The 25,447-nt window shown below is 37.0% G+C and carries 23 protein-coding genes; 10 read left to right on the forward strand and 13 right to left on the reverse strand.

The window, feature by feature from the left end; translation table 11 throughout:
• Nucleotides 1-3: 3 nt before the first annotated feature.
• The 5 genes from porM to topA form a co-directional block, all read right to left on the reverse strand.
• A complete protein-coding gene (porM, locus tag L1I30_RS00455) occupies nucleotides 4-1,545 on the reverse strand; it encodes a type IX secretion system motor protein PorM/GldM (RefSeq protein ID WP_236132279.1) in 1,542 nt (513 codons plus the stop codon).
• A 53-nt stretch (nucleotides 1,546-1,598) separates the two neighbouring features.
• Nucleotides 1,599-2,243, reverse strand: a complete 645-nt coding sequence (gene porL / locus L1I30_RS00460; protein ID WP_236132280.1) for a type IX secretion system motor protein PorL/GldL — start codon at nucleotides 2,241-2,243, stop codon at nucleotides 1,599-1,601.
• 56 nt (nucleotides 2,244-2,299) lie between these two features.
• Nucleotides 2,300-3,661, reverse strand: coding sequence for a T9SS ring complex lipoprotein PorK/GldK (porK, locus tag L1I30_RS00465; RefSeq protein WP_236132281.1), 1,362 nt, complete (start codon nucleotides 3,659-3,661; stop codon nucleotides 2,300-2,302).
• Between the two features lie 114 nt (nucleotides 3,662-3,775).
• Nucleotides 3,776-4,939: a formimidoylglutamase gene (locus tag L1I30_RS00470; protein ID WP_236132282.1), complete on the reverse strand. Its 1,164-nt coding sequence runs from the start codon at nucleotides 4,937-4,939 to the stop codon at nucleotides 3,776-3,778.
• A 3-nt stretch (nucleotides 4,940-4,942) separates the two neighbouring features.
• Nucleotides 4,943-7,492, reverse strand: a complete 2,550-nt coding sequence (gene topA, locus L1I30_RS00475) for a type I DNA topoisomerase (protein WP_236132283.1) — start codon at nucleotides 7,490-7,492, stop codon at nucleotides 4,943-4,945.
• Between the two features lie 174 nt (nucleotides 7,493-7,666).
• On the opposite strand from topA, the gene miaB reads away from it, so the two are divergent.
• The 7 genes from miaB (at nucleotide 7,667) to groL (ending at nucleotide 14,313) form a co-directional block, all read left to right on the forward strand.
• Nucleotides 7,667-9,112 carry a tRNA (N6-isopentenyl adenosine(37)-C2)-methylthiotransferase MiaB gene (gene miaB / locus L1I30_RS00480; RefSeq protein WP_236132284.1) on the forward strand — a complete coding sequence of 482 codons (1,446 nt, stop codon included), beginning with the start codon at nucleotides 7,667-7,669 and terminating at the stop codon, nucleotides 9,110-9,112.
• A gap of 23 nt (nucleotides 9,113-9,135) precedes the next feature.
• Complete coding sequence (locus L1I30_RS00485; RefSeq protein WP_236132285.1) at nucleotides 9,136-10,386, forward strand: sigma-54 interaction domain-containing protein; 1,251 nt, start codon at nucleotides 9,136-9,138, stop codon at nucleotides 10,384-10,386.
• 35 nt (nucleotides 10,387-10,421) lie between these two features.
• Nucleotides 10,422-10,925 (forward strand): LptE family protein, encoded by a 504-nt coding sequence (locus L1I30_RS00490; RefSeq protein ID WP_236132286.1) that lies wholly within the window; start codon nucleotides 10,422-10,424, stop codon nucleotides 10,923-10,925.
• On the forward strand, nucleotides 10,925-11,812 hold the full coding sequence (locus tag L1I30_RS00495; RefSeq protein ID WP_236132287.1) for a DUF8458 domain-containing protein: 888 nt from the start codon (nucleotides 10,925-10,927) through the stop codon (nucleotides 11,810-11,812). The genes L1I30_RS00490 and L1I30_RS00495 overlap by 1 nt, the downstream gene beginning before the upstream one ends.
• The gene (gene secG, locus L1I30_RS00500; protein ID WP_236132288.1) at nucleotides 11,809-12,153 is read left to right on the forward strand and encodes a preprotein translocase subunit SecG; all 345 of its coding nucleotides are present in this window, start codon (nucleotides 11,809-11,811) and stop codon (nucleotides 12,151-12,153) included. Before L1I30_RS00495 ends, secG begins: the two co-directional genes overlap by 4 nt.
• Nucleotides 12,154-12,297: 144 nt before the next feature.
• Nucleotides 12,298-12,573, forward strand: coding sequence for a co-chaperone GroES (locus L1I30_RS00505; protein WP_236132289.1), 276 nt, complete (start codon nucleotides 12,298-12,300; stop codon nucleotides 12,571-12,573).
• A gap of 102 nt (nucleotides 12,574-12,675) precedes the next feature.
• Entirely contained in the window at nucleotides 12,676-14,313 is a 1,638-nt protein-coding gene (gene groL / locus L1I30_RS00510) for a chaperonin GroEL (protein WP_236132290.1), read from the forward strand.
• A 306-nt stretch (nucleotides 14,314-14,619) separates the two neighbouring features.
• On the opposite strand, the gene clpX is transcribed toward groL, so the two are convergent.
• The 8 genes from clpX to L1I30_RS00550 form a co-directional block, all read right to left on the reverse strand.
• Nucleotides 14,620-15,852, reverse strand: a complete 1,233-nt coding sequence (gene clpX, locus L1I30_RS00515; protein ID WP_236132291.1) for an ATP-dependent Clp protease ATP-binding subunit ClpX — start codon at nucleotides 15,850-15,852, stop codon at nucleotides 14,620-14,622.
• Between the two features lie 68 nt (nucleotides 15,853-15,920).
• Entirely contained in the window at nucleotides 15,921-16,601 is a 681-nt protein-coding gene (gene clpP / locus L1I30_RS00520; RefSeq protein ID WP_236132292.1) for an ATP-dependent Clp endopeptidase proteolytic subunit ClpP, read from the reverse strand.
• 87 nt (nucleotides 16,602-16,688) lie between these two features.
• Complete coding sequence (gene tig / locus L1I30_RS00525; RefSeq protein WP_236132293.1) at nucleotides 16,689-18,011, reverse strand: trigger factor; 1,323 nt, start codon at nucleotides 18,009-18,011, stop codon at nucleotides 16,689-16,691.
• 86 nt (nucleotides 18,012-18,097) lie between these two features.
• The gene (locus tag L1I30_RS00530) at nucleotides 18,098-18,439 is read right to left on the reverse strand and encodes a phage holin family protein (protein WP_236132294.1); all 342 of its coding nucleotides are present in this window, start codon (nucleotides 18,437-18,439) and stop codon (nucleotides 18,098-18,100) included.
• A 129-nt stretch (nucleotides 18,440-18,568) separates the two neighbouring features.
• A complete protein-coding gene (locus L1I30_RS00535; RefSeq protein ID WP_236132295.1) occupies nucleotides 18,569-20,134 on the reverse strand; it encodes an SGNH/GDSL hydrolase family protein in 1,566 nt (521 codons plus the stop codon).
• Nucleotides 20,135-20,152: 18 nt separating this feature from the next.
• The gene (locus L1I30_RS00540) at nucleotides 20,153-21,403 is read right to left on the reverse strand and encodes an OmpP1/FadL family transporter (RefSeq protein ID WP_236132296.1); all 1,251 of its coding nucleotides are present in this window, start codon (nucleotides 21,401-21,403) and stop codon (nucleotides 20,153-20,155) included.
• Nucleotides 21,404-21,522: 119 nt separating this feature from the next.
• On the reverse strand, nucleotides 21,523-22,287 hold the full coding sequence (locus tag L1I30_RS00545; RefSeq protein WP_236132297.1) for an alpha/beta fold hydrolase: 765 nt from the start codon (nucleotides 22,285-22,287) through the stop codon (nucleotides 21,523-21,525).
• Nucleotides 22,284-23,000, reverse strand: a complete 717-nt coding sequence (locus L1I30_RS00550; RefSeq protein ID WP_236132298.1) for a pyridoxine 5'-phosphate synthase — start codon at nucleotides 22,998-23,000, stop codon at nucleotides 22,284-22,286. Before L1I30_RS00550 ends, L1I30_RS00545 begins: the two co-directional genes overlap by 4 nt.
• Before the next feature lie 92 nt (nucleotides 23,001-23,092).
• Between L1I30_RS00550 and L1I30_RS00555 the strand changes: the two genes are divergently transcribed.
• From L1I30_RS00555 to porG, 3 genes are all read left to right on the forward strand, one after another.
• Entirely contained in the window at nucleotides 23,093-23,749 is a 657-nt protein-coding gene (locus L1I30_RS00555; RefSeq protein ID WP_236132299.1) for a CBS domain-containing protein, read from the forward strand.
• Nucleotides 23,750-23,751: 2 nt separating this feature from the next.
• Entirely contained in the window at nucleotides 23,752-24,636 is an 885-nt protein-coding gene (locus tag L1I30_RS00560; protein WP_236132300.1) for an NAD kinase, read from the forward strand.
• 100 nt (nucleotides 24,637-24,736) lie between these two features.
• Complete coding sequence (gene porG, locus L1I30_RS00565; RefSeq protein WP_236132301.1) at nucleotides 24,737-25,444, forward strand: type IX secretion system protein PorG; 708 nt, start codon at nucleotides 24,737-24,739, stop codon at nucleotides 25,442-25,444.
• Nucleotides 25,445-25,447 lie beyond the last annotated feature (3 nt).

Here is a 25,447-nt window from a genome sequence, read left to right on the forward strand (position 1 = left end):
TTATTAGTTTGTTAACTCCACAAATACAGGAGAAACTTTTTTAAGCTTATATCCTGAGTTTGTAGCTAATTGTGCTTCTATGTCATAAATTTGAACAGTTTCACCTCTTCCTGCACGCCTTAATGCTGCTTTAGCTGAAGCGTCAAGTCTTCTTCCATTAACTTTTACAGTTGGCTGTCCTGAAACTTTAAAGCTAAATCCAGTTACAGTTAAAGCCAAATCAAAATCAAAGTCTGGGAGTGCCGCACCTATATCAGAAACCTCAAGGCTATTACGTTGCATTTTAACTGCTCCATCTTCCCCACGAACCGTACCAACCGGTCTTGGAATATCTTTAACTCTAAAGGTTTTTCTATCTGAAACTGTTTCACCTCCCGGTAAATTTCCGCTTACATTAATAGTAACTTCACGTGCTTGCAAAGTTGTTACATCCATAACATATGCACCGGCACCACCAGCAGGAGAAAGTCCAGGAGCATTAGCTGAAACAGCTCCAACTCCGGGAATCGATATTGTCATCGGGTTTTTAACACCACGATACACTACGTTCATTTTATCTGCAGAAATTACAGCAGAATTAGGTTTAGGAATCACAGCGAAAGAACTTGCAATCGGGATTTTCACGATTGAATCCCCTTCTTTGAATTGGATCTCTCCGTTTATTTTTTGTTCTCCAACATTTCCTGCCGGGAAGTCCAATACAACCTGACCAGCCTCATTGCTTTCAACTTTTTTACCATTTACAACAACATTGTCAAATTTCAATGTCTTATCTACACGTCCTAAAACAACTTTTCCTTTGAAATTCTCTCCACTGAAGAAAGCCGTCTTATCCGGCACAACAATAGCTTCATAGTTAGTAAGTGAAACCTCACTTTGTAACTGACCTGATAACATTGCAGAAAGTATTTCACTCTCTGTAGTTTTAACATCTGCTTGAGTTTGTGTCAGTTTGGTTATAGAAGCTACTAAAGGATATCCTTCATAATGATATTTAAGCCATTCTATGTTAGCACCTTCTCTTTTAACCGGCTCAGTAGCAAATTCGCTCTTTACCTTATCAGAGATTGATTTAAAGTTAGGAGCATCACCCAAAACAGTAACTACACCGTCTCTATAGGCAGCCATCTTTCCTAAAAACTCTTCCCCCTTAGGACTTACTCTTCCACTCTGAAAAAACATTTCATCCAACTGGTTGGACTTATCCATCTCTTCATATTCTTCTTTATCCGAAACATCAGCTAATAATTCAGATTTAATACTTTCAAGATAAGCATTAAAATCAGAAGAAAGTTTGTCTATTTTTTCAGCTTTTTCCTTTAAAGGCGCATATTTAGCAGGCTGTTCACCTACTTTCTCATCCAAACCAGCCATAAAAGCCAAATTTCTTTGAGTAGTAGTTGCATTAGATTCGGTTAATTTTTCATTCATTAATCCAAAGGCAGTAAGTACTTCCTTGGACATATTTAAAGCCAACATTGCAATGAAAACCAAGTACATCAGGTTTATCATCTTCTGTCTTGGTGATTGTTTTCCAGACGCCATGTATAATTAGTTTAAGTTATATTAGTAAGTTCAATAGTCATTACAACTAATTATTATAGGGCTCTACCATTCATAGCAGTTAACATACCACCGTAAACTCCATTTAAAGATGAAAGATTAGCAGCAAGTGATCCCATTTGCTGGTTTAAACGACCGGCATTTTCAGCAACTTCACTATTGATCTCTGCCTGTTTTGCTGCAGATTCTACCTGAACTTTATATAAATTATTCAATGTTTCCATTTGAGCAGCAGCCATTGTAAGTTCTTCACTGTATTTTCTTTGTGAAGCCATTGCATCAACCGTAGGAGCAATTCCTTTTGCCGCCCCTTCGAAATTACGAATGCTGGTCCCTAAACTTTCCATCAAGTTAGCGTCTATCTTCGCTTCTTTCAACATAGTATCCAATTTCTTAGATAATGAGGCTTCTGTTTCCTTTGACTCCTCTAATACAGCTTGTCTCTGTGCTGCAGTGCCTCCTGCAAGTTCTGGGTATACTAAAGACCAATCCAACTCATCATCCACTGGTTCGAATGCAGAAATTGTAAATACCAGTGCCTCGGTACATAATCCAATAATTAACATCGCATTACCAAATGGCCAGTGCATAATTTTGAAAAGTGCCCCAAGTATAACTACTGCGGCTCCTAAACCATACACCATGTTCATGATCTTCATTCTATTCTTTGAGTTTGCCATAATTTTAAAATATTAGTTTGTTGGTTTGTTAAATAGGTTATTAAAAAATGGGATAATTATTTAGGAGGTTGATTTAGAGTAACATCTGTTCCAAGATAATCCTGAACTGTTCTGAAACCTATATAACTTCTTGCTGTATCTGCATATTCATAATCTCTGGTACTCACTTGTAAGAAATAAGCAACATCTTTCCAGGATCCGCCACGAACCACTTTACGAAGGTCATCTTCGTTATTAACAGTTGGGTTCATAGAAGACATATATTCATATGATGAAGGATCGTAAGATGAATTCACCCATTCTGCTACATTCCCTGCCATATTATACAAATTATAATCATTAGGATCATAAGATTTTGCTTCAACGGTATATAAAGCCTGATCTGCCGCGTAATCTCCTCTTAAAGGCTTAAAGTTGGCCATAAAACAACCTCGATCGTTCTTTGCATATGGTCCTCCCCAAGGATAGGTAGCAGACTGTAAACCTCCACGAGCAGCATACTCCCATTCTGCCTCGGTTGGCAATCTATAAGAAGGAACGTTTTCATCACCTTTAGATTTTCTAAAAGAATTTTGATAAAGAGTTCTCCACTGTGTAAAAGCTTTAGCTTGTTTCCAACTTACTCCAACTACCGGATAATCATCAAAGGCAGTATGCCAGTAATAATCATTATGCATTGGTTCATTATAAGAATAATTAAAATCCTTAATCCAAACAGCAGTATCTGGGTAAACAGAAACCTCTTCGGTTACGATAAAATCGCTACGCTTTTGCGCTTTTGAACGAGCTGCCTTCTGAATGTCCATCCAACGGTATTTGAACTTTAACTTTTTCACGTCTATAGTTCGCTGACCGTTATATGATTCTTCCAAAGGAATGTACATACTATCCATAACACGCGCGTAGGCTTCGTCTGGATAATCTCTTGTATCCCAAATGATATCTATATCCTTATTAAGTTTTCTACCTTGATAATCTTCAGAGAATTGGGTATAATTATCATACATATATTTCTCATAAACCGTCATGTTTTCCGGATCGGAATCTAAAAAGGCATACTCACCAATTCCATCATCACCTGCTGTAGCGCCTTCAAAATCTGCCTCAATAGCGAGTCTGGTTCTAACTATAGAATCGCGTACCCAGTTGGTAAATTGGCGATATTCAGCATTGGTGATTTCAGTTTCATCCATATAAAACGAACGAACTGTTACAGTTTTGGGAGGTGCATTTTTTGAATCGGCTAAATCATCATCAGCTTTTCCCATTATAAAAGCGCCACCCGGAATTAACGTCATCCCATATGGTTTCTCAGGATTCCACTTCTTTCCTTTTGCACCTACTAACTGCCCACGATCTCCACTACTACAACTAACAAGCATCGTAAGAACTGCAATAAGCGAAATAAATTTCTTCATAATATCTCTCGGGTTATGACATTTTGATTTAGGCGGTAAACCTATCTAAATATTTTATAAAAAACAATAGTTTGCGTAAAAATAAGGCAAATCAAGCTTATGTCAATATTATTTTTAAAGTTCGTTCTTTCTCTTTGTTTTATACCAACGTTCCGGAATAATTTGATTACACGCATCAATATAATCCTCTTCTCTGCAAGGTAATAACGTATGCCTCTTTAATTTATTATTCGCGGATGAGATAAAAGGAATTTCTATCCACCACCTCCCGCTAACCGGGCTTTTAAAAAACACCAAGACCTCATCTTCTATAGGAACTTGATATTTTATAAAATGTTTTTTGGCACTTTTTGTATTCTCATCAGTCCTGTAATTAACCCCTTCAATAAAATACCATATCATCTGGGCAATAAGCATATTACCTGCTTTAGGGTAGGAAGAGGTGTATTCGTAAATCCCAAAAGACGACACTTTATCGCTTATACCGGCATATCTGGCCAAAGCGCAAATCTCCTTTCCATCAAAACCGTTAGGAGAAAAATAATGGTCTCCTCCAATAGCTGCCGCATTGATAGCACCCAAATCGATTCCTACCAAATTTGCGTCTCGCATTACAGGTTCTATATGGCTTATATTACCAGAAACCCCCCCCAATCTGTAAGCATCAAAGAATAAACGCTCCATCAACTCAATTTCATCCTGTGAATTAAAATATGTTTGATAGCCTACACTGGAATAATTAAAAAGATTATATGGTTTATTCACCACAATCTTCCCAATATACGACCTATTATTAATTGGCTTTTCTGCATCCCCCAGGTCAAACTTACTATCCACGTTTACAAGATTAACCATTTGTTCAATCCTATCGTAAGCTCGGTATTGTGCATAGATCAAATCCTGACTTCCCCCTAATATAACTGGTATTACTTTCTTCTTAAGCAAAGAAGCAATCAAAGTTTGCAAAGCGAAATAGGTATCTTCTACACTCGCCCCTTTTTCAATACTGCCCAAATCTGCAATATTGAGATGCCAATTTCCCGGAAATAAACTATAAAATGCCTTTCTAATCTTGTTGAAATGCAAAAATTCATCCTTTCCATCCTTCGCTAATCGGTTCTCATTTACAGAAACCAAAGCGACCTGTACATTTTCAAGATCGGGTATCCCTGAAGCCAAAGAATGAAATGCAACCTGCCCCGCAAGACTATGCGAGTTATCTGATTTAATCTCCTCAATTAGCTCTGAATCTAAAGGGCTTAAAAATTCAAAATCCATCAATTACTTCTTTTTTGGGGTAGTTTTCTTTGAAGTTGTTTTCTTAGCAGGTGTTTTCTTTTTAGCTGCAGGTTTTTTCGCCGCAGTTTTTTTCTTAGCTGGTTTTTTCTTGGTATTTTTTTCCAGTATATCCTGTACCTCACCTAAGGTTAGCTTAGTAGCATCAACGGTTTTAGGAAGTTCTATCTTCGTCTTCCCTTTTATAATATTAGACCTTCCCCATCGAGCTTTTTCTACTCTAATTCCTTCTTCTTCCCAGTTATGCAGAACTTTTTCTTTCTCTTTCCTGATCTTATCTTCAATAAGCTCTTCTATATCGGTATCTGAAAGATTATCGAAATCGTATTTTTTATTTACATTAATGAAAATAGAATTCCATTTCAAGTAAGGCCCAAATCGACCAACGCCCTTTTGAACCGGCTTTCCGTCAAACTCATAAATGGGAGCATCAGCTTTCTCTTTAGCTTCAATAAGTTCTAAAGCACGCTCAAAATCTACACTTAATGGATCTTCACCCTTATCTAAGGAAACATATTTCTTCCCATAACGAACATAAGGGCCAAACCTTCCATTATTTACCTCAACTTTTTCACCTTCCCACTCGCCAATTTCCTTAGGCAGCTGGAATAGATCCATCGCTTCTTCATATGTAATAGAATCTAGGGTTTGATCTGGACTTAAACCAGCAAATCGTGGCTTTTCATCATCTTCAACAGAACCAATTTGCACCATTGGCCCAAATTTCCCAAGTCGTACACTTACCGGTTTTCCCGTTTCCGGATCTTCACCCAAGATACGCTCCCCTACTTCTCTTTCTGCATTTTTTGCCACATCCAACACCTGAGGATGAAAATCTGAATAAAAATCTTTCATCATTTTTGTCCACTCCTCATTCCCTTCTGCTATATCATCAAAACTTTGCTCCACCTTGGCAGTAAAGTTGTAATCTAAAATATTAGCAAAATGCATTACCAAGAAGTCATTCACCACCTGACCTACCGCCGTAGGAACCAATTTCCCTTTATCGCTTCCCACTGTTTCGGTAAGAGCTTTTTCTGAAACTTTATCCTTCTTTAAAGTAAGTTGGGCATACTTCCTTTCAATCCCGTCTACAGAACCTTTTTCTATATAATTTCTATTTTGAATAGTAGAAATTGTTGGCGCATAGGTAGAAGGTCTACCAATACCAAGCTCTTCAAGTTTTTTAACCAAAGAAGCTTCTGTATACCTGTAAGGAGGTCGTGTAAATCGCTCTGTTGCGGTGATATATTTATTCTCAAGAGCTTCGTTCACTCTTAATGCAGGCAACATTCCTTCCTGTTCTTCTTCTTCATCGTCACTTCCTTCAAGATACACTTTTAAGAACCCATCAAATTTTAAAACCTCTCCATTTGCAGTAAACTGCTTATCATGATTATTGGCTTCAATTTTAACATTGGTTCGCTCCAACTGCGCATCACTCATTTGCGAAGCAATAGCCCGCTTCCAAATTAACTCATATAAGCGTTGCTCATCTCTATCGGCATTTACAGTATGGTTCTCAAAATTAGTAGGACGAATAGCTTCGTGAGCTTCCTGTGCACCTTTTGCTTTCCCCTTAAACTGTCTAGATTTAGCATATTTATCACCATAAGCTTTCAGAATTTCATCTTTCGCGCCTTTTCTGGCATCATCCGACAGGTTTACACTATCGGTTCTCATATAAGTAATATGACCGGCTTCGTATAAACGCTGAGCCATAGTCATGGTCTTACTTACCGAAAAATACAATTTTCTTGATGCCTCTTGTTGTAAGGTAGATGTAGTAAATGGTGGTGCAGGCGATTTTTTAGCGGGCTTGGTTGCCAAATCTGTCACTTTGAAATTTGCTCCTATATTTTGCTGGAGAAATTTCTCTGCTTCTTCTTTCGTATCAAAATTCTTTGGCAGTTTCGCCTTAAATGATTTCCCTTCTTCATTGGTAAATTCAGCATCTATTCTAAAAGAGGCATCCGACACAAAATCTTGAATCTCGCGCTCACGTTCCACAATTAATCTAACCGAAACCGATTGTACGCGTCCCGCAGAAAGCCCGCCTTTAACCTTTCTCCATAACACAGGAGAAAGTTCATACCCAACAAGCCTGTCTAAAACTCTTCTAGCCTGTTGCGCATTCACCAAATTATAATTGATATCCCTTGGATTCTCTATAGCTTTTAAAATGGCTGATTTTGTAATCTCATGAAAAACGATACGCTTCGTTTTATCTTTATCAAGATGTAATTCTTCAGCAAGATGCCATGCAATTGCTTCTCCCTCCCGGTCCTCATCACTCGCTAACCAAACCATCTCTGCTCCTTTCGCTTGACGTTTCAGTTTACTTACTACATCTTTTTTATCTTTAGAAACGATATATTTAGGCGTAAAATCCCCCTCGGTATCCACTCCTAATTCCTTGGTAGGAAGATCTGCAATGTGCCCAAAACTGGACATTACCGTATAATCTTTACCTAAAAATTTTTCGATGGTTTTTGCTTTGGCCGGGGACTCTACAATCACTAAATTCTTTGCCATAAATCTTTTTTTTCTTCCTGCAAAAGTATAGCAATTTTTAAATATGCTGTAGAAATAAGGAAAAATCCCCTTTCTTGTAGTAAAATGTCTTTAAATATTTAAGCTGTCACTTTGTCACAATTTCATTAAAAGCTATCTTTGCAAGCTAAACTACCCTTAGGTATAAAATGTATTATGGAGAAGATAATAGAAGAAAAATTACAAGGAAATACATTAGAATTAGAGCCTAAAGCAGGCAATAGCAAAAAGTTATTCATTGAAAGTTATGGTTGCCAAATGAACTTTAGCGATAGTGAAGTTGTTGCTTCCATACTTCAAAATCAAGGTTACGATACCACCAATAATTTAGAAGATGCCGATCTTGTTTTAGTGAACACCTGCTCTATTAGAGATAAAGCTGAACAAACGGTTCGTAAGCGTCTTGAAAAGTATAACGCCGTAAAACGCCTGAACCCAAAAATGAAGGTTGGTGTATTGGGATGTATGGCCGAACGCCTTAAAAGCAAATTCCTAGAAGAAGAAAAAATAGTAGATCTAGTAGTAGGCCCCGATGCTTATAAAGATCTTCCTAATTTAATAAGTGAAGTTGAAGAAGGCCGAAATGCCGTAAATGTCATTTTATCTAAAGAAGAGACCTACGGAGATATTTCTCCAGTGCGACTTCAAAGCAACGGCATCTCGGCTTTTGTGTCCATTACTCGCGGTTGTGACAACATGTGTACTTTTTGCGTAGTACCTTTTACAAGAGGGCGCGAACGCAGTAGAGACCCTCAAAGTATCCTGGAGGAAGTGAACGATCTGGCTGTAAAAGGCTACAAAGAGATTACGCTACTAGGGCAAAATGTAGATAGCTATTTATGGTATGGTGGCGGACTCAAGAAAGATTTTAGCAAAGCTTCAGAAATGCAAAAAGCTACTGCAACCTCGTTTACCGATTTACTTAAAATGGTTGCTGAAGCTAATCCAAAAATGCGAATTCGTTTCTCTACTTCCAATCCACAAGATATGACGCTGGAAGTTATAGAGGTTATGGCTGCACATAACAATATTTGTAACCATATTCATTTACCCGTTCAAAGTGGAAGTAATAGAATCCTGAAAAAGATGAACAGGTTGCACACCAGAGAAGAGTATTTTGAGCTGATAGATAATATCAGAAAGTTAATTCCAGACTGCTCTATCTCTCAAGACATGATTACCGGATTTTGTAGCGAAACTGAAGAAGATCATGAGGACACACTTTCTTTGATGGAGTATGTGAAATATGATTTTGGGTTCATGTATGCCTACTCTACCAGACCGGGAACTTTGGCTGGTAATAAATATGAAGATGACATTCCATTAGAGGTAAAAAAGCGCCGCTTAGCAGAGGTGGTGAGCCTACAGCGCAAACATAGTTTATATAGAACTCAACAATTCATTGGAAAAACCGTAGAGGTTCTTGTAGAAAGAGAATCTAAAAAATCTCCAGAGGAATGGAGTGGCAGAATTTCGCAAAACACCGTAGCTGTTTTCCCTAAAGGAGATTACAAGATTGGAGATTTTGTAAATGTTAAAATAGAAGATTGTACCAGTGCAACCCTTAGAGGAAAAGCATTGGGTTACAGTGAAAATAATTAATACCACTTGATAAATACTATATCATGGAATCAGTTCAGGCAATAAAACAACGCTTTGGAATTATTGGGAATGACCCCAAACTCAATCGAGCGGTAGAAAAAGCAATTCAAGTTGCTCCAACAGATATTTCTGTTTTAGTTACAGGAGAAAGTGGAGTGGGAAAAGAAAGTATTCCAAAGATCATTCATGCACTTTCCCATAGAAAACATGGAAAGTATATAGCCGTAAACTGTGGTGCAATCCCTGAAGGAACTATAGACAGTGAACTTTTTGGTCATGAAAAGGGCGCTTTTACAGGTGCTACGCAAACACGAAGCGGGTATTTTGAAGTTGCCGATGGCGGTACCATCTTTTTAGATGAAGTAGGAGAATTACCTTTAACTACACAAGTACGATTACTTCGGGTATTAGAAAACGGAGAATTTATAAAAGTAGGTTCTTCAAAAGTTCAAAAAACCAATGTGCGTATTGTAGCGGCAACCAACATAAATATGTTTGAAGCTATAAAGAAGAATAAATTTCGGGAAGATCTTTATTACCGATTAAGCACTATCGATATTAACTTACCTCCATTGAGAGAACGAAAGGATGACATTCATCTCCTTTTTAGAAAGTTTGCAGCCGATTTTGCCTTGAAATATAAAATGCCTACTATTCGATTAGAAGATGATGCGGTCGAAGCACTTCAAAACTACAGATGGAGTGGAAATATTCGTCAGCTTAGAAATATTGCTGAACAAATCTCGGTTTTAGAACAGGAGCGGGTTATCAATGCAAAAGGTTTAAAAGTGTACCTTCCGGATATGGGAAGCAACCTTCCTGCTGTAATTTCTGAAAAGAAAAAAGAAGGAGACTTCAGCAATGAAAGAGAAATTTTATATAAAGTTCTGTTTGATATGAAGAGTGATCTTAATGACCTTAAGAAGCTCACTATGGAACTGATGGAAAGTGGAAATCATCAAAAAGTTCAGGAAGAGCATGAAAGCCTTATTCAAAAAATATATGGCGATGAAGATAGTGAGGATGCTGAAGATATTGAAGAAGAAAAATTAGAAGTGCTTCAAATAGCTCAAAATCAGCAGCAAGAAAAAGAAGACAAGTATTATTTTGCAGAAGAAATTGAAGAAGAGGAAACACTCTCGTTACAAGACAAGGAACTAGAGCTTATCAAAAAATCTTTAGAACGCCATAATGGGAAACGAAAGAATGCTGCAGAAGAACTTGGTATAAGCGAACGTACACTGTATCGAAAAATAAAGCAATACAATCTTTAATTAAATAATATCGCACTTATAAAAAGTGTTAGCTTATGAAAAAACTGCACCTTCTATTATTAAGCATTATTATATTGAGTTTTCAATCCTGCGGAATTTACTCGTTTACAGGAGCCGATACCGGAGGCGCATCTACCTTTCAGGTAAATTATTTTCAAAACACTGCCGATATTGTAGAACCCGGAATAGACCGAACATTTACCTTGCAATTGCAGGACCTTATTCAAAATCAAACCAATTTAAGTCTAACGAATTCTGGAGGTGACTTAATATATGAGGGCGAGATAGTAGATTATTACGTTTCCCCTATTACAGCAACTGCCGATAATACCGCTGCTCAAAACAGGCTTACTATAAGAATAAATGTGCGTTATTACGACACCTTGAATACAGAAAAGGATTTTGAAAAGATATTCTCCTTTTACTATGACTATCCGGCTACCGCTCAACTTGTGGGTCCTGTACTTGACACGGCTTTGGAAGAAATATTTACCAGAATCACTCAAGATATTTTTAATGCTTCTCTTACAAATTGGTAATGACATCACAAGAACTTATACAACTGTTTGAAAGTTCCAACCCAATTGGTTATAAGGAAACCCAGCAACTGGAAAACATCCTTCAAAAGCATCCTTATTTTCAAGCAGCACGGGCGATGTTCCTAAAAGGATTACACAATGAAAGTAGTTCCCGTTATAATTCAGAGTTAAAAAAGACAGCTGCCTACACACAAGACCGTAGTGTGTTATTTGATTTTATTACTTCTGCCGATTTCAACCAGGATAAAGTAGCACTTCAAATTAAAAAACAGGAGGAATTATTAAGAAACATTACCGTTTTTGAGCCCGAGGAAGTCTTTGGAAGAAGAAGCATCGCTATAGATGATGCTATTAAAATGAAGAAAACCGAATCTGATCAAGTGATGGATCCGGACTTATTTGAACGCCCTATTTCCAATAAGCCTGAGGAAAAAGAAGAAATTCAAGCCGAAAGAAGACTGGAAGAACCTGAATTTAAAGAAATTGGCACCCCACTCGAATTCGACGCTTCTGAAGCTCATTCCTTTTCTCAATGGTTAAAACTTACCAAGGCAAAACCCATAGAAAGAACACCTGAAGAAGATCTAAACCCCAACCCGGAGAAAGTCCGCAAATTTGAGCTTATTGACGACTTTATTTCAAAAAGTCCGAAAATAAAACCGGGAAAATCCTCGGGTACCGTCAACATAGCAAAAGACCGTACTACCCCACCCGAAGCCCTTATGACAGAGACTTTAGCCAGGGTTTATTTAGAGCAGAACAACTATAAAAAAGCAATACAAGCTTATAAAATTTTAATTTTGAAAAATCCCGAAAAAAGTGGTTTCTTTGCAGACCAAATTCGGGCAATTAAGAAATTACAAGAAAATAACACAGGACAAGAATGAGCACGTTCACAATTTTTTTAGCATTGATAGTAATTGTAGCATTTTTACTAATTGTAGTAATTATGGTACAAAACCCTAAAGGTGGAGGACTTTCATCCTCTTTCGGCGGAGGTGGTGGTCAACAATTAGGAGGAGTTAAAAAAACTACCGACTTTTTAGACAAAAGTACCTGGACGCTAGCAACCCTTTTATTAGTATTGATATTATTATCTAACGTTACTATTATGGGTGGAGGATCTGCTGCAGAATCTAGAGTTATAGATAACTCTATTGAAACTGCTGTTCCTGAAGCTACTCAAACACCAGCACAACCACAGAGCGAAACTCCGGACAACCAGTAGTTTTTTTCTTAAAACATATTCAAATGCCAGCTTATGACAAGCTGGCATTTTCTATTTAAATATGTCAGTAATTAGCGAGTGGCATACTTTTGGTCACTTAGCCAACATACTTATTAAATTAATTAACTAAAATACATTACACAAATGGCTTTAAACATTAAACCTCTATCAGACAGGGTACTCATTGAGCCTGCTGCAGCCGAGACAAAAACTGCCTCAGGTATTTACATTCCTGAAACTGCTAAAGAAAAACCTCAAAAAGGGAGCGTAGTAGCCGTAGGAAAAGGAACTAAAGATCACGACATGACCGTAAAGGTTGGTGACGAAGTACTTTATGGTAAATATGCAGGTACCGAACTTAAACTGGACGGGAAAGACTATCTTATCATGAGAGAAGACGATATTTTAGCGATTGTATAAATAATTCAAGTTGTTTCACACAGCTTAAAATTATTCTTATTTAAAATTAATAATTATTCTTCAGCAAAGCCTTTTAGCTAAGCTGAATTTAAAAAAATAAACATGGCAAAAGACATAAAATTCAATCTTGAAGCTCGCGACGGAATTAAGCGCGGAGTAGATGCATTGGCAAATGCTGTAAAAGTTACTTTAGGACCTAAAGGAAGAAATGTAATTATAAGCAAATCATTTGGTGCACCAACAGTTACTAAAGATGGTGTGAGTGTAGCGAAAGAAATAGAATTGGAAGATCCATTAGAAAATATGGGAGCTCAAATGGTAAAAGAAGTTGCTTCTAAAACCAATGATCTTGCCGGAGATGGAACTACTACTGCAACAGTTTTAGCTCAAGCAATTGTAAAAGAAGGATTAAAGAACGTTGCTGCGGGAGCAAATCCTATGGATTTGAAACGTGGTATCGATAGAGCTGTGGAAGCTATCACTGAAAATCTTGCGAAGCAAAGTACAGAAGTTGGAAACTCTTCAGAAAAAATAAAACAAGTAGCTTCAATTTCTGCCAATAATGATGACCATATTGGTGAATTGATAGCACAAGCTTTCCAAAAAGTTGGAAAAGATGGTGTAATTACTGTTGAAGAAGCTAAAGGAACTGAAACTCATGTTGATGTAGTGGAAGGAATGCAGTTTGACCGTGGATATCTTTCTCCTTACTTCGTAACTAATAGTGAGAAAATGACTTCAGATCTTGAAGATCCGTATATCTTACTTTTCGACAAGAAGATTTCTTCTATGAAAGATTTACTTCCAGTATTAGAGCCTGTTGCTCAATCAGGAAAACCTCTTTTAATTATTGCTGAAGATGTAGATGGAGAAGCACTTGCCACTCTTGTAGTGAACAAACTTCGTGGTTCTCTTAAAATTGCAGCTGTAAAAGCTCCAGGTTTTGGAGACAGAAGAAAAGCAATGTTAGAAGATATTGCAATCTTAACTGGTGGTACTGTAATTTCTGAAGAAAGAGGTTTCTCTCTTGAAAATGCTACTATCGATATGTTAGGTACTGCCGAGAAAGTGGCTATCGATAAAGACAATACGACTATTGTGAACGGAGCTGGGGATAACGAAGCTATTAAAGACCGCGTTAATCAAATTAAAGCTCAAATAGAATCTACTACTTCAGATTACGATAAAGAAAAACTTCAGGAAAGACTTGCTAAGTTAGCAGGTGGAGTTGCCGTACTTTATGTTGGTGCTGCTTCAGAAGTTGAAATGAAAGAGAAGAAGGATAGAGTTGATGATGCTTTAAACGCAACCAGAGCTGCAATTGAAGAAGGTATTGTTGCCGGAGGTGGTGTTGCACTTGTAAGAGCTAAAAAAGTTCTTGAAAGCCTTAAAGCTGAAAATGCCGACCAAGCAACCGGAATTCAAATAGTGAATAAAGCTATTGAGTCTCCATTACGTACCATTGTTGAAAATGCAGGCGGTGAAGGTTCGGTAGTAATCAATAAAGTATTAGAGGGCAAAAATGACTTTGGTTATGATGCTAAATCAGATACTTATGTAGATATGTTGAAAGCAGGGATCATCGATCCTAAAAAAGTAACAAGAATCGCTCTTGAGAATGCAGCTTCTGTATCAGGGATGATCCTTACTACTGAATGTGCTTTAATCGACATTAAAGAAGATAATGCCGGAGGTGGAATGCCAGCCGGAATGGGCGGAGGTATGCCAGGAATGATGTAATGGATAAACCATTATAAATATACTGATGAACCCGTTTCATTAAATTAATAAAAACCCGCTTCATTAGAAGCGGGTTTTTTATTTATACATCACTTTAATCCCTTCTAATAATTATAATGTTCCCATAAGGCGATTAATTCACTAATTAGAATGAAGATAACCACAAATACTACAATCATAATAAAGGCTTTTTTCTTATTCACTTGCTTTAATTTTTTATAGAATTGCAATTTCATAATCCATTAAAAAAAGCCACTCAAAATAAATTTGAATGGCTTTAATAGTTTATTTATATATGAACAGTATTTAAGAAACTGCTTTCAATTTGCTTATTATAGATTTATCAAGCTGATGCTCTACATATTCTCTCGTTACCTTCAATTTTGTTTCTTCACTCTCTGGCAATTCAAACATAGCATCGGTTAAAATAGCTTCACATAGAGACCTTAACCCCCTTGCTCCTAATTTATACTCGATTGCACGATCTACAATGAAATTAAGCGCTTCATCGGTAATTTCAAAAGAGATATCATCCATTTCAAACAACTTTTGGTACTGTTTGATAATAGCATTCTTAGGCTCTGTTAAAATAGCTCTTAGAGTTTCTCTATCCAAAGGATTCATATAAGTAAGCGCAGGGAGCCTTCCAATTATTTCCGGAATTAATCCATAGTCTTTTAAATCCTTCGGAATAACATATTTTAATAAGTTATTTCGTTCTACCTCATCATCACTTTTAGAAGCACTAAAACCAACTGCCTGCATGTTTAAACGCTTGCTGATGTTTCTTTCTATACCATCAAAAGCACCTCCGGCAATAAAAAGGATATTTTCAGTATCAACCTCAATAAACTTTTGATCTGGATGTTTACGTCCTCCTTTTGGGGGAACGTTCACGGTAGTCCCTTCCAATAATTTAAGCAAAGCTTGTTGAACACCCTCTCCAGAGACATCTCTTGTAATAGATGGATTATCACTTTTACGAGCTATCTTATCTATTTCATCAATAAAAACAATACCGCGTTGTGCTTTTTCAACATTATAATCTGCTGCCTGCAAAAGTTTAGTTAGTATCCCTTCTACGTCTTCTCCTACATAACCAGCTTCAGTAAGTACTGTGGCATCCACAATTGCTAAAGGAACATTCAACATTTTAGAGATAGTTTTAGCCATTAAGGTTTTACCTGTCCCTGTTTCTCCCACCATGATAATATTACTCTTTTGGATCTCAATATCATCTTCACTTTTAGGTTGCAACAAACGCTTATAGTGGTTATAAACCGCTACAGACATTACTTTCTTGGTTGCTTCCTGTCCAATAATATATTCATCCAAAAAGGTTTTAATTGCCTTGGGCTTACTTAACATAAGATCTGCCGACAATTCCCTGGCTTCTCCTTGCTTAGATTCTTCCAGAACAATTCCATGAGCTTGCTCTATACATTTATCACAAATATGTGCATCTAATCCAGCAATTAACAGGTCTGTTTCTGGTTTTTTCCTTCCGCAAAAGGAACATTCTAAATCATCTTTCGCCATTACTATTCTTTCAAATTCAATTAATCAGTTCTAATAATAGGGTATAAAATCTGAATACCAAATTGTAATTATTTTCCTTCTCTTGTAAGCACTTCATCGATCATTCCATACTCTTTTGCTCTATCAGCCTTCATCCAGAAATCACGATCGCTATCTTCTTCAATCTTCTCATAGGTTTGCCCCGAGTGTTTTGCCAAAATATCGTATAATTCTTTCTTAAGACTTAGTATTTCACGAGCAGTGATCTCGATATCACTCGCCTGTCCTTGAGCCCCTCCCATAGGTTGGTGAATCATCACTCTAGAATGTGGCAAACCGCTTCTTTTTCCTTTTGCTCCTGCACACAATAACACAGCCCCCATAGAAGCAGCCATTCCTGTACAAATAGTGGCTACGTCAGGCTTAATAAATTGCATAGTATCATAGATCCCTAACCCGGCATAAACACTTCCTCCGGGAGAATTAATATAGATCTGGATATCTTTTGAAGCATCGGTACTTTCTAGAAAAAGCAACTGCGCTTGTATAATATTTGCTATCTGGTCATTAATTCCAGTTCCTAAAAAGATGATTCTGTCCATCATTAAACGCGAAAACACGTCCATTGCAACAGCATTCATTTGGCGCTCCTCAATAATATTAGGAGTCATTCCCATAGGCGTCATACTACTAATAATCTTATCGTAGTAATTGCTATTTATCCCGTGATGCTGAGTTGCATATTTTTCAAATTCTTTTCCGTAATCCATAGCTTTATAAATTCTCTATTTTAAGTAAATAAGGCGTTATTCCAAATGGTTTAACGCCTTAAAGATATATATAAAATTTAAGAAAGACTACTTGTAGATCTCTTTAACAAAGTCTTCGTAAGTAACTTCTTTCTCTTCTAATTTAATGTTCTCTTTGTAGAATCCTAGAAGTTTTTCGTTCATCATTTGTTCAGACAAACGCTTAACTTCATCTTGGTTAGATAGCACGCGTGCAGCGATATCGTCTAATTCTTTTTGTGAAGGATCCATTTGGCCAAATTGAGCCATTTGCTCTTTAATTCTATCGGTTGAAAAAGATTTCAATTCTTCAAATTTAACCTGAAGATCATTTTCAGAGATCAATTTCCCTTCAATTAATTGAAAACGTAAACCTTTTTCGCTTTTGTCATATTCTTCTTTTGCCTCATCTTCAGTTAACGGCTTCTCACCCACTGTTTGAATCCATTTTTGAAGAAATTCCTTTGGAAGGTCAAACTCGTTGTTTTCTATTAAAGCTTCAGTAACATCATTTAACAACTGCTGATCGCTTTGTTGTTTAAATTGTTTAGCTGCATCTTCTTTGATCTTTTCTTTAAGATCATCAACAGATTTCACTTCTTGATTAGGGAAAAGTTTATCAAACAACTCCTGATTCAATTCAGCCAATTCCTGAGTATTAATTTCAGAGATAATGAATTCAACCTCAACGTCAAGACCATGAGCTTTATCGTGTTCTACTTTTAACAATTCCATTAATTGATGATCATCTTCAAACAAACCTTTTGTATTAAGACTTACAGTATCTCCTACTTTAGCACCAACAAATTTGTTCAAATTCTTCTTTCCTTTCAATTTGTCTAAAGAAAAAGAAGTTTGATTTTCAATTTCTTCTTCTTCATTTTTGAAAGTTCCTGCTACCACATCACCTTCTTCAGCTACATCTTTAGAAACCAGCTTTCCGTATTGCTTTTGAATATGCTTCACTTGGTCGTCGATCATTTTTTCACCAGCAACAATATTATAATGAGTAATTGGCTTTTTAGTTTCTAAATTCACATCGAATTGTGGAGAAAGACCCAATTCAAATTCAAAACTGTAATTCTCTTGATTCCAATCGAAATTTTCCTGCTCTTTTGGAAGTGGATTTCCAAGCACGTCCAATTTCTCTTCGGTCAAATATTTATTAAGAGCATCCTGCAACAATTTATTCACCTCGTCTACCAGGACAGCTTTCCCGTACTGTTTTTGCACCATTCCCATAGGAACATGTCCTTTTCTAAATCCTGGGATATTTGCATTCTTACGGTAATCTTTTAATATCTTATCAACGTTTCCGCTATAATCATCCTTTGCGATATCGACTTTAACTATCGCATTCAATTCATCAATATTCTCTCTGGTAATATTCATCTTAACGTGTTATAAAAATTGGTGTGCAAAAGTACACATTTTTTGATTGTTGGCAAAGTTTCAAAACCCTGAATTTCAGCAACCTCCTAATCTGAATCGAGAAGCGAAAATAAAATCGCCTGAAACAGAGAAAGCAATAAGCTAAAAATTAGAGCTACCCAAAAACCATCTACCGCAAAGCCGGCTATAAAGGCATCAGCCAATAAAATTATTACAGCGTTTATCACCAAAAGAAATAAGCCTAAGGTGAGAATTGTGACCGGTAAAGTAAACAGGACTAAAATAGGTTTTACAATTAAGTTCAAAATTGCCAGAACAATTGCAACAATTATGGCAGTTACATATCCGGCAACGGTAACACCTGGTAAAAATTTGGCTAGTAACACTACTGCCAAAGCGGTTAAAAGGATGCGTACAATAAATTTCATACTCCTGGTTTTTTGATTGGTTAGTCCACAAAAATGCAAAAAAAACACCGGAATAAATCCGGCGTTTTACATTTTATGATATAATTAATAATGCAATTTAATCTAACACAAGCCTAATTGCAGTATTAATTATTGCACTTCATTATTAAGTGTTACGGTACCATATGTTCCAATGTTAACCTTTGGAACTGTGGCGTTATATGTTTGATTAATAGATTCAATTAAAGCATTAGCCAGTAATGCATAACCTCTAGGTGTTGGATGCACTCCATCTAAAGAAAAAGCTCCACCAGTTACGAACTGAGAAGTTAAAGTTCCACCATCAAAAACAACTCCACCTGTAGCCACTTGCTTAAGTACAGCCTGAGCATCTACAAAAGCCAAACCATTAGCAGTAGCTAATGCTTTAATTGTAGCATTGTAACTAGCCTGAGCTGTTGAAATAGCTGTAAGTTCCTGAGTATCTAACGCATCTTTATCGTCTATCCCACTAACCGCACCAAGTACTAACTGACCTTGTTCTGGTGTAATTGATTGTCCTGCTTGAAGCAAACCTATTACCTGCATAACTTCTGGCGTTAACACAACAGAGCCATACCCCTGAGCTAAATTAGTTTGATTGATTGTGAGCACCAATAATTCCTGCTCTGTCATTTGTCTAAACCCAAGAGGATTTGTTGGACTTACAGGAACATCTATTAAAAATCTGTTTGGTCCAGCATTAAAAGTAATTGCATACTGAGCCGCTAATGCCTGTGCTTGTTCAGGAGAAGCTCCTTGCTGAATAGCTCCCTGAGCAAAAATACCTGCTACTGCTTGGAAAAAACCTGTTAAACTTGCTGCTGTTGGAGCATCCAGAACCAAGGCATTATTTGGCACCGTTGTAAAAAATGGAATAGAAGTCACATCTGGAAGATTAACCAAAGCTCCATCGGCGCCTGTTCCAACTAAAGCAGTAACCATTTGAGAATATGCACCAGCAAAAACCTGTGGATCGGTAATATCATTTGGTCCGTATGAAGCAGGATTCATATTTCCTGTTTGGTCTACCCCTACACCACCAGAAGTAGCGTAGGAAAGTACATCGTTATTACCTATGAACAAAGAAAAGAAGGTTGGATTTTGCGCTACGGCATCTGCAAGAACAGTAGTTCCTGGTGATGAAGCAAATCGAACAAAATATGGATTAGCCGATCCTGCGGCAACCCCACTAATATCTCCATAATTTGGAGTCACCAAATGAAAACTTTTTGCACCAGGCACTCCCATATTTCCGAATGGTCCTGAAAGAACGTTGGTAATATCGGTTGTAGGTTGCATTCCGGTATAAATCATTGGAGCAGGACTTCCGTTTGTTCCTACAGCCAGAACTCTACGATTATCGGTTATTTGAGTTCCTCCCGCTAAAAGACCTCCAGCATTATCGGCCATAAGAGGTTGATTGAACATTTGAGTTTCTTGCACTTTAGCAAATTGCTGCGCCATGATATTTGGATAAGAGTTTACTTGTCCTGTAATATATAGAGCCCCATCAGCATACCCGGCTGTTAATGAATTTCCTAAGGCAACGTAGTTTGAGAAATCGGCTTCTCCATTTGTGTAAAAACCAGACTCATCAATTGGGGTATCTAATTCAGGCTCACAGGATACAATTCCTAATGCCAGAAGTGGTAATAGTTTTAAATAATTTTTCATATTATAAGCTGGGTTATATTATAATTTATAAGTTAATCCTAGACCAGGCACAAAGGCACTAGACTTGTAAGTTCCTTCGAAAGGCACTGCCTGCCCATTTTCCTGGTAATAATCGTATGAAGCGTCAACCTCTTCAAATCTAGAATAAAGGAACGCAGCATCGATAGCAAGGTTATCGGTTATATTGAATGAAAGTCCACCGGTAAAATTGTTAGAATCGTTACGAGGTGTTTCTGGAGCGAAATAGCCTTCCTGAACTGGTGATTCATCAAAATAATATCCAGCTCTCAAAGTAAATCTGCTGGTAGCTTCATATTGTAAACCAAATCTATAGATAGAAGAATCTTTATAATTTCTAGGGTTTGTAGAATCAGGAATATTCGGATCTGCGAAATCTAAATCTAAAGATTCATAAACGCTCCAGAAGGTTTGATTATAATCGAATGCAAACAACCATTTATCTAAGAATCTATAAGATAATCCAACAGTTAGTTCTGCAGGCATTGGTAAAGAAGCATTGAACTTAGTATCGGCGAAAGGAGTTAATGGTGAATTAGGGATGTTTTGAAAATCTGCTTCTCCACCTTCTGCATCCAAAATAATTTCTGAACGATAGTTGAATCCTACTCTTAGGTCTTCTGTTGGAGAGAACAATGCACTTGCAGACCATCCCCAGTTAGTTACTCCTGAAGCGTCTACTGTTACATTACTTCTATTCCCATCAATATCAGAAAGAGTTCGGTTCAAATTTCTATTGAAATTAACGCTTCCAGTTACAAATATTGGCCCACCACCTACGCTTAGGTATTTAGATAATTTAACAGATACTAAAGGCTGTACATATATAGCAGCAAGATCTATATTGTTTACTAGGTGAGATCCAGACCAGTCGTCTTCCCACTTCACTGCGCTACCATAAGGAGTGTAAACACTCAAACCTAGCGCTAACCAATCGTTTACTTTATAAGAAGCATATAAATATAGAGGAGTTCCCACAGGGTTATCTGTTCTATAACTATTACCAAACTCATCATTTTGGTATATTACATCTGAAAACACTCCACTCACACCTGCAGACACATTTAATCTGTTTTCAAGATAAACAAGACCGGCCGGGTTAAAGAAGCCAAGCTCAGCACTATTTACAACCGCAACTCCGGTATGCCCCATAGCTAGCGCACGCTGCCCCTGCAAACTCACACGATATCCACCGGCGTAGGTAACAACAGTTGCCAAAGTGAACACCATCAACAATAATAGTTTTTTCATAATTAAATTTGGTTTAAATTTCTTTTATATAAAATATGGTGCTAAAATTAGCATAAAATACATATTATGCAAGAATCTTCGTGTTTTTATTATGCGTACATAATATAACAAGCGGTTACCTAAAGAAACTGTATTACATTGTCATAAAAATTGCTCATTTTTTCAGCATGTAGCCAATGACCTGCTCCTGAGATAGTAAGTATTTCGGAATTTGGGAAGTGAAGTTGAATAAGAGGTTCGTCCTCCTTATTTATATAATTGGAATTTCCTCCTTTAATAAAGAGGACAGGTTTATCAAATCGGATGTCTTCGCTAAGCGCCTCTCCTATATTTTCTGAAGCTTCTTTTAAAACTTCCAAATTTAAACGTAAGGCAAGTTGCCCTTTAGATTTCCAATAAAGGTTTTTAAGTAGGAACATTCTTGTTCCTACATCCGAAACAAATTGAGCAAGAAAATCTTCCGCTTCTCCACGAGAAGAAAGGGATTGTTTATCCAGTTTGGTTAAACCGTCCAGAATCTCATGATGATGAGGCGAGTAATATCTAGGTCCTATATCAACAATTATAAGTTTGGAGATAAGCTCTGGAAAACTGCCCGCCACCTGCATAGCAACCTTACCACCCATAGAATGACCAAGAAGAATGACATCTTCGAGCTTGTTTTCCAAGCAGTAATCTTGAATATCCTGAGCCATCAACTCATATGTCATTTCTGAAGTATGAGGACTCCTACCATGATTGCGCTGATCTAGCAAATGAACCTGATAGCCGGCTTCAGAAAATTTATTCCCTAAGGTTTTCCAGTTATCACTCATTCCCAAAAAACCATGTAGAATCAAAAATGGTTTTCCCTCACCCAACACCGTTGCGTGTAATTTTATCATGCTTGTAATAATTTCAAATATTTTTTAATAGTTGTTTCCAGTCCTAAATATAAGGCTTCCGATATAAGAGCATGCCCAATGGAGACTTCCAACAAATCTGGCACCTGTTCCTTAAAATATTGTATGTTATCTAATGATAGATCATGCCCTGCATTAACCCCTATACCAAACTTGGTAGCCAGTTTAGCACAATCAGCATAAATCTTCACAGCCTCTTTATTCCCTTTGGCAAATTCTTCAGCATATGCTTCGGTATAAAGCTCTATCCTGTCTGTTCCTGTATGAACAGCATTTTCGATCATCTTAAGACTAGGGTCCACAAAAATAGAGGTTCTAATTCCATTATTCTTAAACTCGGTTATCACCTCTTGTAAAAACCCTCTATTTTTCACAGTATCCCATCCTGCATTAGAGGTTATAGCATCTACTGCATCTGGCACTAAAGTAACCTGATCTGGCTTAGACTTTAATACCAAATCAATGAATTTGGGAATTGGATTTCCCTCTATATTGAATTCGGTCGTAATTATAGGTTTCAAATCAAAAACATCCTGATAGCGTATATGGCGCTCATCCGGGCGGGGATGCACTGTAATTCCTTGAGCTCCAAAAGATTCTATATCTTTAGTAACCTGTACTAAATTTGGCACATCTCCCCCTCGGGCATTTCTTAAAGTGGCTATTTTATTGATGTTAACACTTAACTTAGTCATATTTATTTGGCTTTGAATTAACAAAAATACAAAGATGAGGAAGCCTTATTGAATTTTATTTTGATTAATTTGCATAAAAATGAAGAGGACTTATGAGTATTGAAAGTTATATAATTAATGATATTAAAATATGCAGCCTAGACACCCGTATCGAGGAGCTGCAACAGCTTTTCAATAAGCTTACCTATTCCCACCTACCAGTAGAGAATAATGGGGTTTATTTAGGGTGTATTTCAGAAAATGATGTTCGTTCCTTTGAAAAGGATAAAAAGCTACTGGACTACCAATATGCGCTTGAAGGTTTTTTTGCCCGAGAGCATGACTATTGGCTGGATATTTTAGAGAGTTTTGCTCAGAACCACAGTAACATTCTACCGGTACTGAACGATGAAAATCAATATTTGGGCTATCTTGAATTAACCGATATTATAACTTTATTCAACGAAACTCCATTTTTAAATGAACCGGGTGGAATTATTGTGGTAGAAAAAGGTTTCAGAGATTATTCCTTTTCAGAAATTGGACAAATTGTAGAATCCCATAATGCGGGTGTTCTTGGAATTTTCGTTTCTTCGAAATCTAACGATCTAACCCGAATTACAATTAAACTTAGCACCACGGGGCTCAATGAAATCCTTCAAACATTCAGAAGATATGGATACACCATTATATCTGAACACCAGGAAGACAGCTTCAATAAAAAACTTAGTGACCGGTCTCAATACTTAGACAGGTACCTTAATATTTAAGAATGAAAGTAGGCATTTACGGTCAATTTTATCATAAGGATTCGGGCAAATGCATCGAAGAATTATTGCAGATTTTACACAAGGAGAATATAGAAGTAGTTATAGAGAAGAAATTCCTGGAACTCATTCAGCACAACGAAACGGTGGTTCGGGAATACGACTATCTTCATACTTTTAAAGAATTAGATAGCAGCTACGATCTTTTTTTCAGTATTGGAGGTGATGGAACAATACTAAAATCTATTAGTTATATTAGAGATCTAAACATTCCAATTCTAGGGATCAATACTGGAAGACTGGGGTTTTTAGCTACCATCCAGAAAGATGAGATAAGAAAAAGTATTTCTGATATTCTTTTGAAGAAATATTCTATTTCAGAAAGAACAGTTCTTTGTATCGAAACAAGTCCTGAAAATACAGATATAGGCGAAAATAATTTTGCCCTTAATGAAATTGCAGTGAGCCGAAAAAACACCACTTCCATGATCACCGTGGAAACATGGCTGGATGATAAATACTTAACATCCTATTGGGCAGACGGTTTAATTGTCTCTACCCCCACCGGTTCTACAGGTTATTCATTAAGTTGTGGCGGCCCTGTTATAGTACCTAATACCAACGCCATGGTTATTACCCCTATTGCACCTCACAATTTAAACGCAAGACCTTTAGTTATTAAAGACGACACTAAAATAACCTTAAAGGTCTCGGGAAGGGAAGATTTCTTTTTAGCGTCTATGGATTCTAGAATTGCATCTTTACACAACACTACGGAAATAACGATTAAAATTGCACCTTTTAAAATTAGCATGGTAGAACTTCAGGAAGACAGCTTTTTACAAACCCTAAGAAAAAAGCTATTATGGGGAGAAGACCGCAGAAATTAAACAATATATCTTCATAAAACCAGTTAATAATCATACACAAAACCTCTCAAATTATTGAAAGGCAAACATTATTGTTATATTCGCAAACTTTTAGAATCTTATGAAGCACCATTTTTTACTAATTTTTATGTTTGTTTGCTTTTCCACCACCTATGGCCAAACATTTGAAGTAGGCCCATTTATTGGGGGTGCAAATTATATTGGAGATGTTGGTAGTACAGCTTTTATCAACCCAAACGGACTGGTAGCAGGAGGGATTGTAAAATGGAATAGAAGCGAGCGACACAGCTTACGACTTTCTTTATTATATGGAGAAATCACTGCAGATGACGCCAAATCTAACGAAACAAGAAGACAACAACGAGGTTACAGTTTTACCAATCATGTAGCCGAAGCCTCGTTAGGTATAGAGTTCAATTTTTGGTCTTTCGATCTTCATGATGCTACTCCTCAAAGCACTCCTTATCTATATACAGGAATCACCTATTTCAACTCTAAACATCAGCTATTAAGCTCGGGCCTCCCCAATGTTGGACAACTAGAGGCACAGGGTGATAACTGGGAGTTCTCCATACCTATGGTAATGGGCTATAAGCAAACACTTACCAAAAATATTATTGCTGGTTTTGAAGTTGGTGCAAGATATACTTTCACCGATAATTTAGATGGAAGCAATCCTGAAGAAGTTCTTGGGAGAAGAGATCCACCAAGAGAATTTGGAAGTACAAATACCAAAGATTGGTATGTTTTTTCCGGGATTAGTCTTACGTTTACTTTTGGAAAAAAACCTTGCTACTGTAATTTATAATAA

The organism is Gillisia lutea, from assembly GCF_021568705.1.
Lineage (GTDB): Bacteria > Bacteroidota > Bacteroidia > Flavobacteriales > Flavobacteriaceae > Gillisia > Gillisia lutea.